This is a genomic window from Pseudomonas sp. BIGb0278 (assembly GCF_024809895.1).
GTDB lineage: Bacteria > Pseudomonadota > Gammaproteobacteria > Pseudomonadales > Pseudomonadaceae > Aquipseudomonas > Aquipseudomonas shirazensis.
Genome location: NZ_JANUEL010000007.1, coordinates 96400 through 111666, shown reverse-complemented (window position 1 = coordinate 111666; position 15267 = coordinate 96400). Strand labels below are relative to the sequence as shown.

At 61.6% G+C, this 15267-nt stretch carries 17 protein-coding genes; 7 read left to right on the top strand and 10 right to left on the bottom strand.

The features are described from left to right. Positions 1-29 precede the first annotated feature (29 nt). From M2396_RS20995 to rplU, 5 genes are all read right to left on the bottom strand, one after another. Complete coding sequence (locus M2396_RS20995) at positions 30-491, bottom strand: CreA family protein (protein WP_150570020.1); 462 nt, start codon at positions 489-491, stop codon at positions 30-32. Between the two features lie 4 nt (positions 492-495). Next, positions 496-1614, bottom strand: a complete 1119-nt coding sequence (proB, locus tag M2396_RS20990; RefSeq protein ID WP_101322938.1) for a glutamate 5-kinase — start codon at positions 1612-1614, stop codon at positions 496-498. Between the two features lie 75 nt (positions 1615-1689). Further along, entirely contained in the window at positions 1690-2916 is a 1227-nt protein-coding gene (gene cgtA / locus M2396_RS20985) for an Obg family GTPase CgtA (RefSeq protein WP_101316404.1), read from the bottom strand. 186 nt (positions 2917-3102) lie between these two features. Next, a complete protein-coding gene (gene rpmA, locus M2396_RS20980; RefSeq protein WP_101316402.1) occupies positions 3103-3360 on the bottom strand; it encodes a 50S ribosomal protein L27 in 258 nt (85 codons plus the stop codon). Between the two features lie 38 nt (positions 3361-3398). After that, positions 3399-3713: a 50S ribosomal protein L21 gene (gene rplU / locus M2396_RS20975; RefSeq protein ID WP_101316400.1), complete on the bottom strand. Its 315-nt coding sequence runs from the start codon at positions 3711-3713 to the stop codon at positions 3399-3401. Between the two features lie 245 nt (positions 3714-3958). Between rplU and M2396_RS20970 the strand changes: the two genes are divergently transcribed. From M2396_RS20970 to M2396_RS20960, 3 genes are all read left to right on the top strand, one after another. Continuing rightward, positions 3959-4927 carry a polyprenyl synthetase family protein gene (locus M2396_RS20970; RefSeq protein WP_101316398.1) on the top strand — a complete coding sequence of 323 codons (969 nt, stop codon included), beginning with the start codon at positions 3959-3961 and terminating at the stop codon, positions 4925-4927. Between the two features lie 118 nt (positions 4928-5045). Continuing rightward, on the top strand, positions 5046-5387 hold the full coding sequence (locus M2396_RS20965) for a zinc ribbon domain-containing protein YjdM (protein WP_101316396.1): 342 nt from the start codon (positions 5046-5048) through the stop codon (positions 5385-5387). 147 nt (positions 5388-5534) lie between these two features. Then, positions 5535-5780 (top strand): hypothetical protein, encoded by a 246-nt coding sequence (locus tag M2396_RS20960; RefSeq protein WP_101316394.1) that lies wholly within the window; start codon positions 5535-5537, stop codon positions 5778-5780. 40 nt (positions 5781-5820) lie between these two features. On the opposite strand, the gene M2396_RS20955 is transcribed toward M2396_RS20960, so the two are convergent. The 4 genes from M2396_RS20955 to M2396_RS20940 all read right to left on the bottom strand — a co-directional run bounded on the left by M2396_RS20955 (position 5821) and on the right by M2396_RS20940 (position 10154). Continuing rightward, on the bottom strand, positions 5821-6438 hold the full coding sequence (locus tag M2396_RS20955) for an FKBP-type peptidyl-prolyl cis-trans isomerase (RefSeq protein WP_101316392.1): 618 nt from the start codon (positions 6436-6438) through the stop codon (positions 5821-5823). A gap of 173 nt (positions 6439-6611) precedes the next feature. After that, positions 6612-7100, bottom strand: coding sequence for a TIGR00645 family protein (locus M2396_RS20950; RefSeq protein WP_101316390.1), 489 nt, complete (start codon positions 7098-7100; stop codon positions 6612-6614). Positions 7101-7214: 114 nt separating this feature from the next. Further along, the gene (locus M2396_RS20945) at positions 7215-7553 is read right to left on the bottom strand and encodes a hypothetical protein (RefSeq protein ID WP_101316388.1); all 339 of its coding nucleotides are present in this window, start codon (positions 7551-7553) and stop codon (positions 7215-7217) included. Positions 7554-7715: 162 nt separating this feature from the next. Further along, entirely contained in the window at positions 7716-10154 is a 2439-nt protein-coding gene (locus tag M2396_RS20940) for a Lon protease family protein (protein WP_259077709.1), read from the bottom strand. A 255-nt stretch (positions 10155-10409) separates the two neighbouring features. Between M2396_RS20940 and M2396_RS20935 the strand changes: the two genes are divergently transcribed. From M2396_RS20935 to M2396_RS20920, 4 genes are all read left to right on the top strand, one after another. Further along, complete coding sequence (locus M2396_RS20935) at positions 10410-10898, top strand: DUF3015 domain-containing protein (RefSeq protein ID WP_101316383.1); 489 nt, start codon at positions 10410-10412, stop codon at positions 10896-10898. Between the two features lie 75 nt (positions 10899-10973). Next, positions 10974-12827, top strand: a complete 1854-nt coding sequence (locus M2396_RS20930) for a DUF4105 domain-containing protein (protein WP_259077706.1) — start codon at positions 10974-10976, stop codon at positions 12825-12827. A 133-nt stretch (positions 12828-12960) separates the two neighbouring features. Next, positions 12961-13317: a hypothetical protein gene (locus M2396_RS20925; protein WP_259077699.1), complete on the top strand. Its 357-nt coding sequence runs from the start codon at positions 12961-12963 to the stop codon at positions 13315-13317. 68 nt (positions 13318-13385) lie between these two features. Next, the gene (locus tag M2396_RS20920) at positions 13386-13886 is read left to right on the top strand and encodes a GreA/GreB family elongation factor (RefSeq protein WP_181089103.1); all 501 of its coding nucleotides are present in this window, start codon (positions 13386-13388) and stop codon (positions 13884-13886) included. Positions 13887-13923: 37 nt separating this feature from the next. On the opposite strand, the gene gdhA is transcribed toward M2396_RS20920, so the two are convergent. Continuing rightward, positions 13924-15264, bottom strand: a complete 1341-nt coding sequence (gene gdhA / locus M2396_RS20915; RefSeq protein WP_259077696.1) for an NADP-specific glutamate dehydrogenase — start codon at positions 15262-15264, stop codon at positions 13924-13926. Positions 15265-15267: the final 3 nt, after the last annotated feature.

Here is a 15267-nt window from a genome sequence, read left to right as displayed (position 1 = left end):
CAAAGCAGCCCCAAAATAAGTACTACCTGCTACTGCGCCCAAGGCAGAATCGGAATCGCGGTCACCGCGTTCTGCGGGCTGCCTTCGATCATGCGATCGCTGTAGACCAGGTACACCAGGGTGTTGCGCTTCTTGTCGAGAAAACGCACCACCTGCATGGTCTTGAACACCAGCGAGGTGCGCTCCTTGAACACCTCGTCACCGTCCTTGAGTTCACCCTTGAAGTTGATCGGCCCAACCTGACGGCAGGCGATCGATGCTTCTGCACGGTCCTCGGCCAGGCCCAGGCCACCCTTTACGCCGCCGGTCTTGGCCCGCGACAGGTAGCAGGTCACACCCTCGACCTTGGGGTCATCGAACGCTTCGACGACGATCCGGTCATTCGGCCCGACAAACTTGAACACGGTCGAGACCTGGCCGATTTCTTCAGCGCCCGCAACCATCGGCAGCATCAACACCGCCACGGCAAACAGCTTTTTCAGCACAGTCATCCCCTTACACCAGAACCAGGTTGTCGCGGTGCACCAGCTCGGGCTCCGCGCTGTAGCCAAGCAACGCTTCGATTGCATCGGACGGTTGGCCGATGATCTTCTGCGCTTCCAATGCACTGTAATTGGCCAGCCCGCGGGCCACTTCATGGCCGTCCGGGCCGACGCAGATCACCATCTCGCCGCGACGGAAGCTGCCCTGAACAGTCTTGACCCCAACCGGCAGCAGGCTCTTGTTGGCCTGGCGCAGTGCCTGCACGGCACCCTCGTCGAGCACCAGCGTGCCGCGGGTCTGCAGGTGGCCTGCCAGCCACTGCTTGCGTGCCGCGAGCATGCCGCGCTCTGGCGACAGCAGCGTGCCGAGGCGCTCACCGGCCTTGAGCCGATCCAGCACGCGCTCGATGCGCCCGCCAATGATGATGGTGTGCGCACCGGAACGCGCCGCCAGGCGCGCCGCACGCAGTTTGGTCTGCATGCCGCCGCGCCCCAGCGCACCGCCGGTGCTGCCGGCCACGGCGTCGAGCGCCGGGTCATCGGCGCGCGCTTCGAAGATCAGCTGGGCGTCGGGGTTGTGCCGTGGGTCGGCATCGAACATACCGTCGCGGTCGGTGAGAATCACCAGCAGGTCCGCTTCGACCAAGTTGGCCACCAGCGCTGCAAGGGTGTCGTTGTCGCCGAAACGGATCTCGTCGGTGACCACCGTGTCGTTCTCGTTGATCACCGGCACCACACCCAGATCGACCAGAGTGCGCAGGGTGCTGCGGGCATTCAGGTAACGCTTGCGATCAGACAGATCGTCGTGGGTCAGGAGGATCTGCGCGGTGTGCTTGCCGTGCTCACCAAAGCTCGACTCCCACGCCTGCACCAGGCGCATCTGGCCCAGCGAGGCGGCGGCCTGCAGCTCGTTCATGGCACTCGGTCGCTTGTTCCAGCCAAGCTGGCTCATGCCCGCTGCTACGGCCCCGGAAGAGACCAGCACCAACTCCACCCCTGCTTCACGCAGGGCCACCATCTGCTCGACCCAAACGCCCATGGCACCGCGGTCCAGGCCCTTGCCATCGGCGGTCAGCAGGGCGCTGCCGATCTTCACGACCCAGCGCTTCGCGCCCGTCACCTTGCTTCGCATCTTCATCCAACCCATGTCGATTCGTAGATACTAAAACGCCGCTCCTGAGAGCGGCGTTTAGTGTACTGCAAGCGGTCAGTCGCGCACGTAAATGATTTCCGGGCCGTCTTCGTCGTCCTCGAAATCATCATCCCAGACATCGTCTTCGCCAACGCTGTGCACGCTCTTGACGCCAGTGCGGCGCAAGGTACGGGCATCGTCCAGGGCCTGCAACTGAGCACGCGCTTCGTCTTCGATGCGCTGATCGAGGCTGGCCAGCTGCGCGGCGTAGGCCGGGTCGGCGGCCAGGCGGTCGGCGCGGTCTTCGAGGTAGCGCATGATGTCGCGGCTGAGGGCTTCGGTACCCTGCTTGGAGATTGCCGAGATCACATAGACCGGGCCCTTCCACTGCAGGCGCTCGACCACTTCCTTGACCCGCTCGTCACGCTCGTCGTCCATCAGCATGTCCGACTTGTTCAGCACCAGCCAGCGCTCACGCTCGGCCAGCGACGGGCTGAAGCGAGTCAGCTCGTTGACGATGACTTCGGCAGCGTCGGCCGAGTTGGTCTCGTCCAGCGGCGCCAGGTCAACCAGATGCAGCAGGATGCGAGTACGCGCCAGGTGCTTGAGGAACCGGATACCCAGGCCGGCACCTTCCGAGGCGCCTTCGATCAGGCCGGGGATGTCGGCGATGACGAAGCTCTTCCAGCGGTCGACGCTGACCACGCCCAGGTTTGGCACCAGGGTGGTGAACGGGTAGTCGGCGACTTTCGGCTTGGCGGCCGATACCGAACGGATGAAGGTACTTTTGCCAGCGTTGGGCAGGCCGAGCAGGCCGACGTCAGCGAGGACTTTCATTTCCAGTTTCAGGTCACGCTGATCACCCGGCTTGCCTGGGGTGGTCTGGCGTGGCGCACGGTTGGTGCTGGACTTGAAACGGGTGTTGCCCAGGCCGTGCCAGCCGCCTTGGGCGACCATCAGCTTTTGCCCGGCCTTGACCAGGTCGCCGATCACTTCCTGGGTCGAGGCATCAATCACGGTGGTGCCAACCGGCACCCGCAGGATCATGTCTTCGCCCTTCTTGCCGGTGCAGTCGGTGCTGCCGCCGTTGGCGCCGCGCTGGGCGTCGAAGTGACGGGTGTAGCGATAGTCGACCAGGGTGTTGAGGTTTTCGTCGGCAATCATGTACACCGAGCCACCGTCGCCGCCATCACCACCGTTGGGGCCACCGTTCTCGATGAACTTCTCGCGGCGGAAGCTCATGCAACCGTTACCGCCATCACCGGCTTTGACCCGGATCGATACTTCGTCAACAAACTTCATAGAAACCGCCTCTCGTCAGCAGACGAGTTGAAATGACTCAAAAACATGAGGCTCTTGCAAAAATGAGCGCGGCGACCCCGAGACGCAGAGACCGACGCCGGCAGCCCAGACAAACAGCTTTGCAAGAGGCTCACCACAAACGAAAAAGCCCCGTCGCGTGACGGGGCTTCTCCAGCGACAGCGCGATTAGCCCGCGACGACGCTCACGTAACGGCGGTTGAATTCGCCTTTCTTCTCGAACTTGATCACGCCTTCGATCTTGGCGAACAAGGTGTGATCCTTGCCCATGCCAACGCCGTAGCCGGCGTGGAACTGGGTGCCACGCTGACGGACGATGATGTTGCCGGCCTTGATGACCTGGCCGCCATACATCTTCACGCCAAGGCGTTTCGATTCTGAGTCGCGACCGTTACGAGTACTACCACCAGCCTTCTTGTGAGCCATGGTTCAATTCTCCAAATAAATTCAGGGGATCTAGGAAATTAAGCCTGGATGCCGGTGATTTTGATCTCGGTGAACCACTGGCGGTGGCCCATACGCTTCATGTGGTGCTTACGACGACGGAACTTGATGATGCGAACCTTGTCGTGACGGCCTTGCGAGATGACCTCGGCAACCACGGTAGCGCCAGCAACAACTGGAGCACCGATGGTGACTGCGTCGCCATTGGCAACCAGCAGGACGCGATCGAAGGTCACGGATTCGCCAGTGGCGATTTCCAGTTTCTCGATCTTCAGGTATTCACCTTCAGCGACTTTGTACTGCTTGCCGCCGGTAACAATTACTGCGTAAGACATGGTATTTCTCCGATAATCCTGCTCACCCAGCTCTTTATATATTGAGTATTGGCTGGCATGGCTGCACAAGGCTGGAACGGCCCGGCGCAATTGCGTAAGGCAGGTGCTGCCCAGGAAAGTTAGGGTGCGCGATTGTACGCAACCCAGGATGGCCTTGCAAGTCCCGCCCCGGCGCGGCAGGCAGCGTGCCTTGACACACCGCAACCCTCGACCTAGCATGCCGCGCAACCCCAATGGAGCAGCCGATGCAACCCCAAACCTTCTACCGCGCGGTAGCTGATGATTTCAGCGCCGTCGACGAGATCATCAAGAAGCAGCTGACCTCGCGCGTGCCGCTGGTATCGAAGATCGGCGACTATATCACGTCGGCCGGCGGCAAACGCCTGCGGCCCTTGCTGGTACTGCTCTGCGGCAAGGCGCTGGGTCGCGAAAGCGACGACCTGCGCCTGCTGGCAGCGACCATCGAGTTCCTCCACACCGCCACCCTGCTGCACGACGATGTGGTCGACATGTCCGGCATGCGCCGTGGCCGCTCCACCGCCAACGCGCTGTGGGGCAACGCGCCGAGCGTGCTGGTGGGCGACTTCCTTTATTCGCGCTCGTTCGAAATGATGGTCGAACTGGGTTCGATGTCGGTGATGCAGATCCTCGCCAAGGCCACTCGCGTGATCGCCGAAGGCGAAGTGCTGCAGCTGTCGCGGGTACGTGATGCGAGCACCAGCGAAGAGGTGTACATGGAAGTCATCCGCGGCAAGACCGCGATGCTCTTCGAAGCCTCGACCCACAGCGCCGCTGCGCTGGCCGGTGCCAGCGACGAGCAACGTGAAGCGCTGCGCACCTTTGGTGATCACCTTGGCGTGGCCTTCCAGCTGGTCGACGACCTGCTCGACTATCAGGGCGACTCGGAGACACTTGGCAAGAACGTCGGCGACGATCTGGCCGAAGGCAAGCCGACCCTGCCGCTGATCTACACCATGCGCGAAGGCTCGCCCGAGCAGGCCGCACTGGTGCGCAAGGCGATCCAGAAGGGTGGCCTGGAAGATCTCGAGCAGATTCGCGCTGCCGTGCACGACTCAGGCGCCCTCGCCTACACCGCGCAGATGGCCCGCGACTACGTCGCACGCGCCATCGCCTGCCTGGAAGTACTGCCAGCCAGCGAATACCGCGATGCACTGGTCGAACTCAGCGAGTTTGCGGTAGCCCGTACTCACTAATCGGGCGCTCCAACACGGATCGCGCCAGCAGAGGGCGATGAGAGCGAATCTCATCGCCCCGCTCACGGGCAAAACCTTATACAATGTAGGCTTTTCCAGCCCTGCCAAAGGACCCGTAGTGAGCACTCTGCCTGCCTGCCCCAAATGCAATTCCGAATATACCTACGAAGACGGCACCCAGCTGATCTGCCCTGAATGCGCCCACGAGTGGTCGGCCAGCGGCGATGCCGAAGCAGCCAGCGATGACGTGGTGAAGAAGGATTCGGTCGGTAACGTCCTGCAGGACGGCGATACCATCACCGTGATCAAGGACCTCAAGGTCAAGGGCACCTCGCTGGTGGTCAAGGTCGGCACCAAGGTCAAGAACATCCGCCTGTGCGACGGCGACCATGACATCGACTGCAAGATCGACGGCATCGGCCCGATGAAGCTCAAGTCCGAGTTCGTGCGCAAGGTCTGACTTGCTCTGGTCTGGGGCTGCCCTCGGTGGCCCCGACAGATCCTGCAACAGGATCGACCGACCATTGGCGAAAAAAACCAATAGTTACTTGCTATTTTGATAATAAGAATTATTCTCATTGGAAACAGCTATCCAAGGAGAGTAGCCATGACTTATCTGATCGACGCCTGGCTGGACCGCCCCCATCCCTACCTGAGAATCCTCCACCGCGAGACCGGTGAAGTGTGCGCGGTACTTGAACAGGACGCCCTCAACGAGCTACGCGACCAGGGTGACCTGGACCTGCATGGGCTTAATTCAAGCGAGCCGGTGGTGCTCAAGGAGCTGGTACGCAATTTGTTTCTGTTCTGCTATGCACGGGCATTGCGCCCTGGCGGGACGGACTGGAACTGAAGGTCAAGCGAAAGGGCCGCACCAGGCGGCCCAGACGGTCTTACAGAACGTCGAGCAGCTCGACGTCGAACACCAGAACGCTGTGCGGCGGGATGCTGCCAACGCCTTGAGCGCCGTAAGCCAGCTCGCTCGGCACATACAGGCGCCATTTGCTGCCGGCATTCATCAGCTGCAGAGCTTCGGTCCAGCCGGCGATCACGCCACCAACCGGGAATTCAGCAGGCTGACCACGATCGTAGGAACTGTCGAATACAGTGCCGTCGATCAGGGTGCCGTGGTAGTGGGTGCGTACAGTGTCGTCGCGGCTTGGCTTGGCGCCAACACCGGCGGTCAGCACTTCGAACTGCAGGCCTGAAGCCAGGGTGGTGATGCCTTCGCGCTTGGCGTTTTCAGCCAGGAACTCGACGCCCACAGCAGCAGCGACTTCAGCCTTGGCAGCGGCTTCGGCTTGCATGATGTCGCGGATGGTCTTGAACGCAGCCGACAGGTCGGCCTCGTTGACCCGGCTTTCAACGCCATTGAAGGCGTCGGTCAGGCCGGCGACGATGGCTTCCAGGCTGACGCCTGGTGGCGGGTTGTCACGCAGCTGACCGCCGAGCTGACGGCCAATGCCGTAGCTGACGCGGGTTTCGTCGGTGGACAGAATGAGTTCGGACATTGACTTGCTCCGCAGCAGGGCGCAGTGCAGCCGCGCCCTTGATCAAAAGGGCGAGCAGCCTAGCACACTGCAGCGCAGCAGATCAGCTACCGGGCCACTGCGCACCGCAGATACACAACCGCCCGGCCGTTGGGCAACGGTCGGGCGGCATGGGCAATGCGGCAGAGCAATGCTTAGTGCTTGGTCAGCTTGTCCAGATAACCCATGACAAATGCCGAAATGACAAAGGTCATGTGGATGATCACGTACCACATCAGCTTGTCGGTGGAGATGTTCTGCGCATCCATGAACACCCGCAGCAGATGAATCGAAGAAATTGCCACGATCGACGCGGCGACTTTCATCTTCAGCGAGGTCGAGTCCATCTTGCCCAGCCAGCTGAGCTTTTCCTTGCTGTCGTCAATGTCCAGCTGCGAGACGAAGTTCTCGTAGCCAGAGATCATCACCATCACCAGCAGGCCGCCAACCAGCGACATGTCGATCAGCGACAGGATGACCAGGATCAGGTCGGCCTCGCTGAGAGCGAACACATTGGGCAGCACATGCAGGACTTCTTGGAAGAACTTCAGCGCCAGCGCCAGCAGGCCAAGCGACAGACCGAAGTAGATCGGGGCAAGCAACCAACGCGATGCGTACATCGCGTTCTCGAGAAAACGTTCCATGGAGGATAAAACTCGTCAGGTGAGCGGAAAGCGATCGCGAGTATAGCCACCCACCTGTTACAGCAAAAGCCTGCGGTCGGTTGCCGCAGGGTAGAAATCGCTCAAGCGGGCGGGTCAGGTTTCAGGATGAAACTGATAGTCGCCCAGATTGCGGCAGCGTTCACCGTTGATCTTGCGCAGTTGCCCTTGCAGGTGCACACACCAGATCTGCGGGTCTTCAGCGACGTGATAACCATGCAAGGTCAGGCTGTCGACAATCGCGTTGAGCACCGACTCGGCCACCAGCGGTCCATGAAACGGCCCCTGGGCCTTGATCGCCGAGGGCTGTTCACCGGCCATGCCGGCCGCAAACAGCAGCGTCCACATGCCGTTGTCGCCAGACAGCGGACGAATGCTGCATTCAATACGAGTCACCAGGCCAAGGCACTGGCGGGTGAGGCTGAGGTTGCGCATGGCGGCGTCCCCTCCGAGGTAACCATTTCAGCCAATCACTGCAGGCTGTTTCCATCCTGAACGCTGTTGCTCTCCCTAAGTTCCAGCATAGAAGATCAACGGAAAAAGATGGAAAACCGGCGCCGAACGGTAGCACATTGCCTCCAGCGCCGTTTTTTTGACTTACGCCGGTTTAGCTTGAGCGATCATCTCCTCCATACGCTCCTTCTCAGCGTCCTTGATGTCTTCCTCGCTGATCATTTCGGCAATCTCGCTGAGCCGCTCGACCACTCGGGCGTTGACACTGCCCTCGGGGAATTCACCGTTCTCATCCGGCGTACCGGCATCGGCGCCGACCAGCAGGCTCAACGCTTCGTCCGCCTGGCTGACCGCGTAGACGTTGAACTGACCCGCCTCCACTGCCTGCAACACACGCTCATCGAGCATCAACGTGGCGACGTTGGCGCGCGGGATGATCACCCCTTGCTCGCCGGTCAGGCCGCGCGCTTCGCACAGGCGGAAGAAGCCCTCGATCTTCTCGTTGACCCCGCCAACCGCCTGCACCTCGCCAAACTGGTTGATCGAGCCGGTGATGGCGAAACACTGCTTGAGCGGCGTGCGCGACAGCGCCGAGATCAGCGTACAGGCCTCGCCCAGCGACGCACTGTCGCCATCGACATAGCCGTAGGACTGCTCAAGGGCGATGCTCGCCGAGATCGCCAGAGGGAATTCCTGGGCGTACCGGCTGCCCAGATACCCGGTTAGGATCATCACCCCCTTGGAGTGAATCGGCTGGCCCAGATTGACCTCACGCTCGATGTCGACGATACCGCTGCCACCCGGATACACCGTGGCCGAGATCCGCGCCGGCATACCGAACGCCGAATCACCCACCTCGAGCACGGTCAGGCCGTTGCACTTGCCGATCGCCGCACCTTCGGTGTCGATCAGGATGATCCCGGCCAGCATGTCGTCGAGCACCCGCTGCGAGACGCGCCCGGTACGAGTAGCCTTGGCTTTCAGGGCCCGTTCGATATGCCCGGCATCAGTCATTTCGCCGTTGGCCAACTGGCGGATGAAGTCCGCCTCACTGACCAACTGGAACAGGTCGCCGATGCGCGCCGACAGGCGTGACTGGTTTTCTGCCAGGCGAGCGCTGTAGGTGGCCAGACGCGCAACCGCGTCGCTGGTCAACGGCGCCATGCCCTCTTCGTTGGTGCGGGTACGCAGCAACTGGGCGAACTGCTCAAGGTTCTCGTCGACCATGGGCATGTCTTCGTCGAAGTCGACCAGCACCCGGAACATCTCCTGGAAGTCCGAATCATGGTCTTGCAGCGCGTAGTACAGCTGACGCGAGCCAATGATCACCAACTTGACGTTGAGCGGGATCATCTGCGGCGCGAGGCTGACCGTGGCTACGCGGCCCAGCTCACCCAGCGGCGATTCCATCTTCAGCTTGCGCGACTGCAACGCACGCTTGAGGCCGTCCCAGACGTACGGCTCGCCGAGCATCTTCTCTGCTTCAAGGATCAGGAAGCCGCCATTGGCCCGGTGCAAGGCACCTGGACGCAGCTGGCGGTAGGAGGTGTACAGCGCGCCCTGGTCGGTGCTGTATTCAATGCGACCGAACAGATTGTCGTAGGTCGGGTGCGGCTCGAACACTACCGGCGCGCCGCCGCTGTTGGGGTGACCGACCATCAGGCTTGGCGCGTAATACTCCTCGAGCATCTTGCGCGCGACCGGGTCGGCCTTGGCGTCATCGACCAGTTCTTCAACCACGGTGCGCAGCAGGTTCAACTGCACCGACTGCAGATAGGCGCAGACTGCTGCGTTTTCAGCGTATTTTTCCGACAGCGGTGCCAACAGCGGCTGCAGTGCCAGGGTGATGGTTTCTTCGTTGAGCTGGCGCAGTTGGTTGTTCGATTCACGCTTCCATTGCGGCAGGCTGGCAAGCTCTTCGTTGAGACGCTCTTCAAGCTGCGAAATGTCGTCGTGGAAGCGCTCGCGCACTTCGTCCGGCAACTGGGCGAACTCCGCTTCGTCCAGCGCCTTGCCGTCGCTCATCGGCGTGAAGGCAACGTTGCTGGCGTCGCGGTACAGGGCCACGTCCTTTTCCAGCGAGGCGCGTTCGATAACGTCCAGGGCACGGTCGTAGCGCTGGTTGAAGGCGCGGTCGATGGCGCTTTTTTTCTGCTGGTAGGACGGGTGCTCGAACACTGCCGGGAAGGTCGCCAGCAGGTTGTCGATCAAACCGTTCATGTCACTGATGAACTCGCCGGCAGTGCCCGACGGCAGCTCCAGCGCACGCGGCTCGCGCATGTCCTCGAAGTTGTTGACGTAGACCCAGTCAGCCGGCGTCTTCTGGCGCTTACCCTCGGCGCGCAGGTAGCGTTTGACGAAAGAGAAGCGACCGGTACCCGGCTCGCCCATGACAAACACGTTGTAACCAGGGCGCGGCATGGCCACACCGAATTGCAGGGCCTCGACAGCACGTTCCTGGCCCAGAACGCCGCGAAACGGTTCCAGATCGTCAGTATTGGTGAAAGCAAACTGCTCGGGAGAAAAACGCCGGGTCAGGGCTTCAGGCGCAAGACGCAGGCGCGCAGCGACAGGATCGGGCATTGGGTTTCCTTACTTCGGCGGGGCGATGAAAGCATTCTGGCGCTGCCTGACCGCACGTTGCAAGGCTCACCGGGACTTTATGTCGCAGCCAACCTCTGGCAATTACTCATGCAATTTTTTGTAATAAGCCACGCAACCTTTGGATCGTGCCTAAACTCCAACATTGCGCGGGGTAGCATTATGCTGTTCCGAGCTGGCAAGGAATTGCCAGAACCCCTGACCATTGGTAAGTCTACTAAGAAAGAGAACGAAGCTATGAAACGGATTCTTCTGGGTACTCTGTTCACCGCAATCTCGATCAACGCCATGGCAGAAGCGCCTGGTGGCCCGAACTGCGGCTGGGGCAACATGCTGTTCGAAGGCCAGCGCGGGACTCCTGCTCACTTCCTGGCTTCCACCACCAACGGTACTTCCGGCAACGCCACCTTCGGCATGACCTCGGGCACCAACGGTTGCTCGACCAAGGCTTCGCTGACCTACGGCGGCAAGTCCTGGTTCGCCATGAACGGCATGATGAACGAGCTTTCCGAAGACATGGCGCAAGGCCAGGGCGAAGCTCTGACCACCTACGCCGTGGTTCTCGGCGTTGCACCTGAAGATCGCGCGCACTTCGCCGCGGTTACCCACCAGCACTTCGGCGAGATCTTCAACAGCGCCGACGCCACTGCTGAAACCGTGCACAACAACACCCTCGCGGTGCTCAAAAGCGACCCGCAACTGGCCAAGTACGCTACCGAGGCTTGAGTCCGGCCCTTCCCGCCCCTCACCGGGGCGGGACTGGCATCATCATCGGCATCCTTCAAGAAGTAGTTGCCCGACATGCTCAAACGCCTTGCCCTTCTGGCTCTGCTTGGCAGCGCCCAGCTCAACGCTGCACCCCACGTCGACCCTGCGCGCCTGCAACAGCTGGCGACCACGCCCTACTGGATTGCCCTCGGCCACTACGAGACCGGCAAACTGGGCGGTTGGCGCAGTTATGTCGACGATGCCAAATTCTTCCTCGCCGAAGACGGCGGGCACCATCCCGACCGCGAACTGGCGGCCACTGTACAAGCGTTGTACGCCCCGGCCAGCCTCGGCGACAAGCACGCCCAATGCGTCTACCCCGCGCGCACCCGCTGGCTGCGCGAGCAACTCGATCTGCAAGACCTGCCGCAGCCCGACTGCGCCGAATTCCGCCAGTGGTATCAGTCGGTAGACCCGCACAGCGCAGTACTGATATTCCCCGCGGCTTACCTGAACAGCCCGTCGTCGATGTTCGGCCATACCCTGCTGCGTATCGACCAGGCCAAGACCCGCGACGACGACACCACCCTGCTCAGCTACGCGATCAACTTCGGTGCCTACATCGAAGGCAGCGACAACAGCATTCTATATGCCTGGAAAGGCCTGGCAGGTGGCTACCCCGGGTTATTCGCCCTGATGCCGTACCAGGAGAAGTTGTCCGAGTATCGCAGCCTGGAAAACCGCGACCTGTGGGAGTACCAGCTGGACCTGACGCCGACCGAGACCGGGCGCATGGTCGAACACGTGTGGGAGCTCAAACAGGTCCAGTTCGACTATTTCTTCTTTGACGAAAACTGCTCGTATCGCCTGCTCGAACTGCTGCAGGTCGCCCGCCCCGGGCTGGACCTGACCTCGCAGTTCCCGCTGACCGCGATCCCTACCGACACGGTCAAGGCAGTCAAGCAATCCGGGCTGGTTTCCAGTGTTCGCTACCGGCCCTCGCGTGAACGTGAACTGCTGGCCCGCGCAGATTCGCTCGATCATCAGGAAAAACAGCAAGTGCTGGCCATCAGCGCCGACACCGCGCAGCTGCAGAGCGCCGAATTCAACGCCCTGCCCAAGCCGCGTCAGGCCCTGGTGCAAGACGCCGCCTACCGCCTGGAGCGCTATCGCGCCAACGGCCAGGAACGCGACCCGGCTCAGGCCAAGCGCAGTTTCGAGCTGCTGCAGGCAATCAACCGCAATCCACCTGAGCCACTCGAAGTAGAACGCCCGGGCCTGCCTGAAAACGGCCACCAGTCGCGCACCTGGCAGGTTGGCGTTGGCACCCGTGAAGACCGCGCCTTTGCCGAGTACGGCCTGCGCATGGCTTACCACGACCTCAACGACAACGCCTACGGCTTCCCACTCGGCGCGCAGATCGAGATTCTCCAACTCAAGCTGCGCCAGTACGAAGGCAACGACTGGCAGGTACAGCAACTCGACCTCGCCACCATCCGCTCCCTGACGCCGCGCAACGAGCTGCTCAAACCGCTGTCGTGGCAGGTTGCCGGTGGCCTTGAGCGGGTACCTGGCAAGCATGACGATGAAGTGCTGGTCAGCCACGTCAACGGCGGCGCCGGCGGCACCTGGCAGTTGGCCGACGGCTTGCTCGGCTTCGCCTTGGGCACGGTACGGGTCGAACACCACAACGACTTTGCCGAGTTCATCAGCCCGGCTGCAGGCTTCAATGGTGGCCTGCTCTGGCGCAATGGGCTGGGCAACATGACCGTCGAAGCCAAGGGCGATTACTTCACCAATGGCGAAGTGCGCCGCAGCCTCAGCCTCAATCAGCAGTGGGAAATCAGCCAGGACCTGGGCCTGCGCCTGAGCGCCAAGCGTGAATACAGCCACCTGGCCACTGCGCAAAACGAGGTGATGCTCGAGTTGAAGTGGTACCACTACTGATGCAGCCGGCCCCGGTCTGAGCGCACAGGGTTGCGTTCAGGCCGGGTTTGGCCGTACAGCAATCCAACATTGTTTTGACATCAGCGCGACAATCCGGCGCCTAGACTCTCTCTATTACGTGGAGGTCTGGCACATGCCGCGGTACTGGCTTGGAATCGGAATAGCATTGTTGCTCACGGGCTGCCAGTCAGCTCACGAGCAGATGATCGAGCACGGCTATCCGCCCGCCTACGCCGATGGTTACGGCGACGGCTGCAGCAGCGGCCGCCAGGCGGCGGGCTTGATGGTCGGGGACTTTCGCAAGAACGTGCCGCGTTATCTCGCCGAGCGCCAGTATGAAACCGGATGGGACGATGGCTTTCGGCAGTGCCAGAGCATGCAGGCCAATCAGGATTTGCGTGACTACCGCGAACACTACTGGAACGAGCGTGACCGCGACTGGCAGCATGAAAAGGATCGCGACACCGCGCGGGCCTACCGTCATAACTAGGCCCCGAACTGCCTTCAACTGAAACGACCAGCCTGTGGCAGAGGTCTCATGCCTGAGGAGGGCCGAGCATGAGCCGAGCATTTGTCAACGAAGACCACGCCGCCGCCCAGGCCGAACAGCCGGTTGAGCGGCGGGTCAGCGAGCAACCCAACTACGTCACCGCTGCTGGCCTGCGCTTGCTGCAGCAGCGCGTGGCCGCGCTGAACGCCCAGCGAGAGCAACTGCTGGCAGAGGGTGAGCGTGCCGACAAGCAGCAGGTGGCAAACACCGAAAGCGAACTGCGTTACTTCGCCGCGCGCGTGCAGAGCGCACAGGTGGTGCCACCGGCGACCTCCGAGCAGAAGGTGCAGATTGGCAGCTGCGTGATGTTTATCGATGAGGATGAGCAACAACACAGCGTGCAGTTGGTCGGCGAGGATCAAGCAGACGCCAGGCAAGGCCTGATCAACTGGGGTTCGCCACTGGGCCGCGCGTTACTAGGCGCGGCGCCGGGGGATGAAGTCCTGTGGCGGCGCCCGGCCGGGGACCAGATGATCGTTATTACCGCCATAACGCCGGACGCTGTGTAGGAGCGGCCTTGCCGGGGCGCTCCTACACAAGCGTATGTCAGACCACGCCTTGCGCCAGCATCGCGTCAGCGACTTTGACGAAGCCGGCGATGTTGGCGCCTTTGACGTAGTTGACCTTACCGTCGGCTTCTTCGCCGTAATGCACGCAAGCATGGTGGATCGACTGCATGATGTTGTGCAGCTTGCTGTCCACTTCACCCGCGGTCCACAGCAGGCGCATGGCGTTCTGCGACATTTCCAGGCCGCTGACGGCAACGCCGCCGGCGTTCGAAGCCTTACCCGGGGCATACAGAATGTCCGCGTCGATGAAGATATCCACAGCCTCGAGCGTGGTCGGCATGTTGGCGCCTTCTGCCACACAGATACAGCCGTTGCGCAGCAGAGTCTGCGCGTCTTCGGCGCCCAGCTCATTCTGAGTAGCACATGGCAGGGCGATGTCGCAGGCCAGGGTCCATGGAGTTTGCCCCTTGCGGAACTCCAGGCCGAACTGGCTGGCCAGCTCGCTGATACGCCCACGCTTGACGTTTTTCAGCTCCATCAATGCATCCCACTGGGCATCGTTCAGGCCGGCTTCGCAGTACAGCGTGCCTTCCGAGTCGGACAGCGAGATGACCTTGCCGCCCAGGTCCATGACCTTGCGCGCTGCATACTGAGCCACGTTGCCGGAGCCGGAGATGGCCACCCGGCGACCGTCGATACGCAGGCCCTGACGCTTGAGCATTTCTTCAGCGAAGTACACGCAGCCGTAGCCGGTCGCTTCCGGGCGGATCAGGCTGCCGCCGTAGGTCATGCCTTTGCCGGTCAGCACCGAGGTGAACTGGTTGGCCAGACGCTTGTACTGGCCGAACATGAAGCCGATCTCGCGTGCACCAACGCCGATATCACCGGCCGGCACGTCGCAATCAGCACCAATGTGGCGGTACAGCTCGCTCATGAAGGCCTGGCAGAAGCGCATCACTTCAGCGTCGCTCTTGCCCTTTGGATCGAAGTCCGAGCCACCCTTGCCGCCGCCCATGGGCAGCGAGGTCAGCGAGTTCTTGAAGGTCTGCTCGAAGGCGAGGAACTTGAGCACGCTGAGGTTGACCGAGCGATGGAAGCGCAAGCCGCCTTTGTAAGGGCCGATGGCGCTGTTCATCTGGATGCGGTAGCCGCGGTTGACCTGGACCTTGCCCTGATCATCGACCCAGGAGACACGGAACAGAATCGCGCGCTCAGGCTCGACGATACGCTCAAGAATGCCGGCTTGCAGGTAGTGAGGGTTGGCCTCGAGGAAGGGCCAAAGCGTACGCAGGACCTCCTCCACTGCCTGGTGGAATTCGGGTTGGCCAGGGTCACGCTGCTGCAGGCGCGCGAGGAAATCGTCGACGGATTCGATCATGCT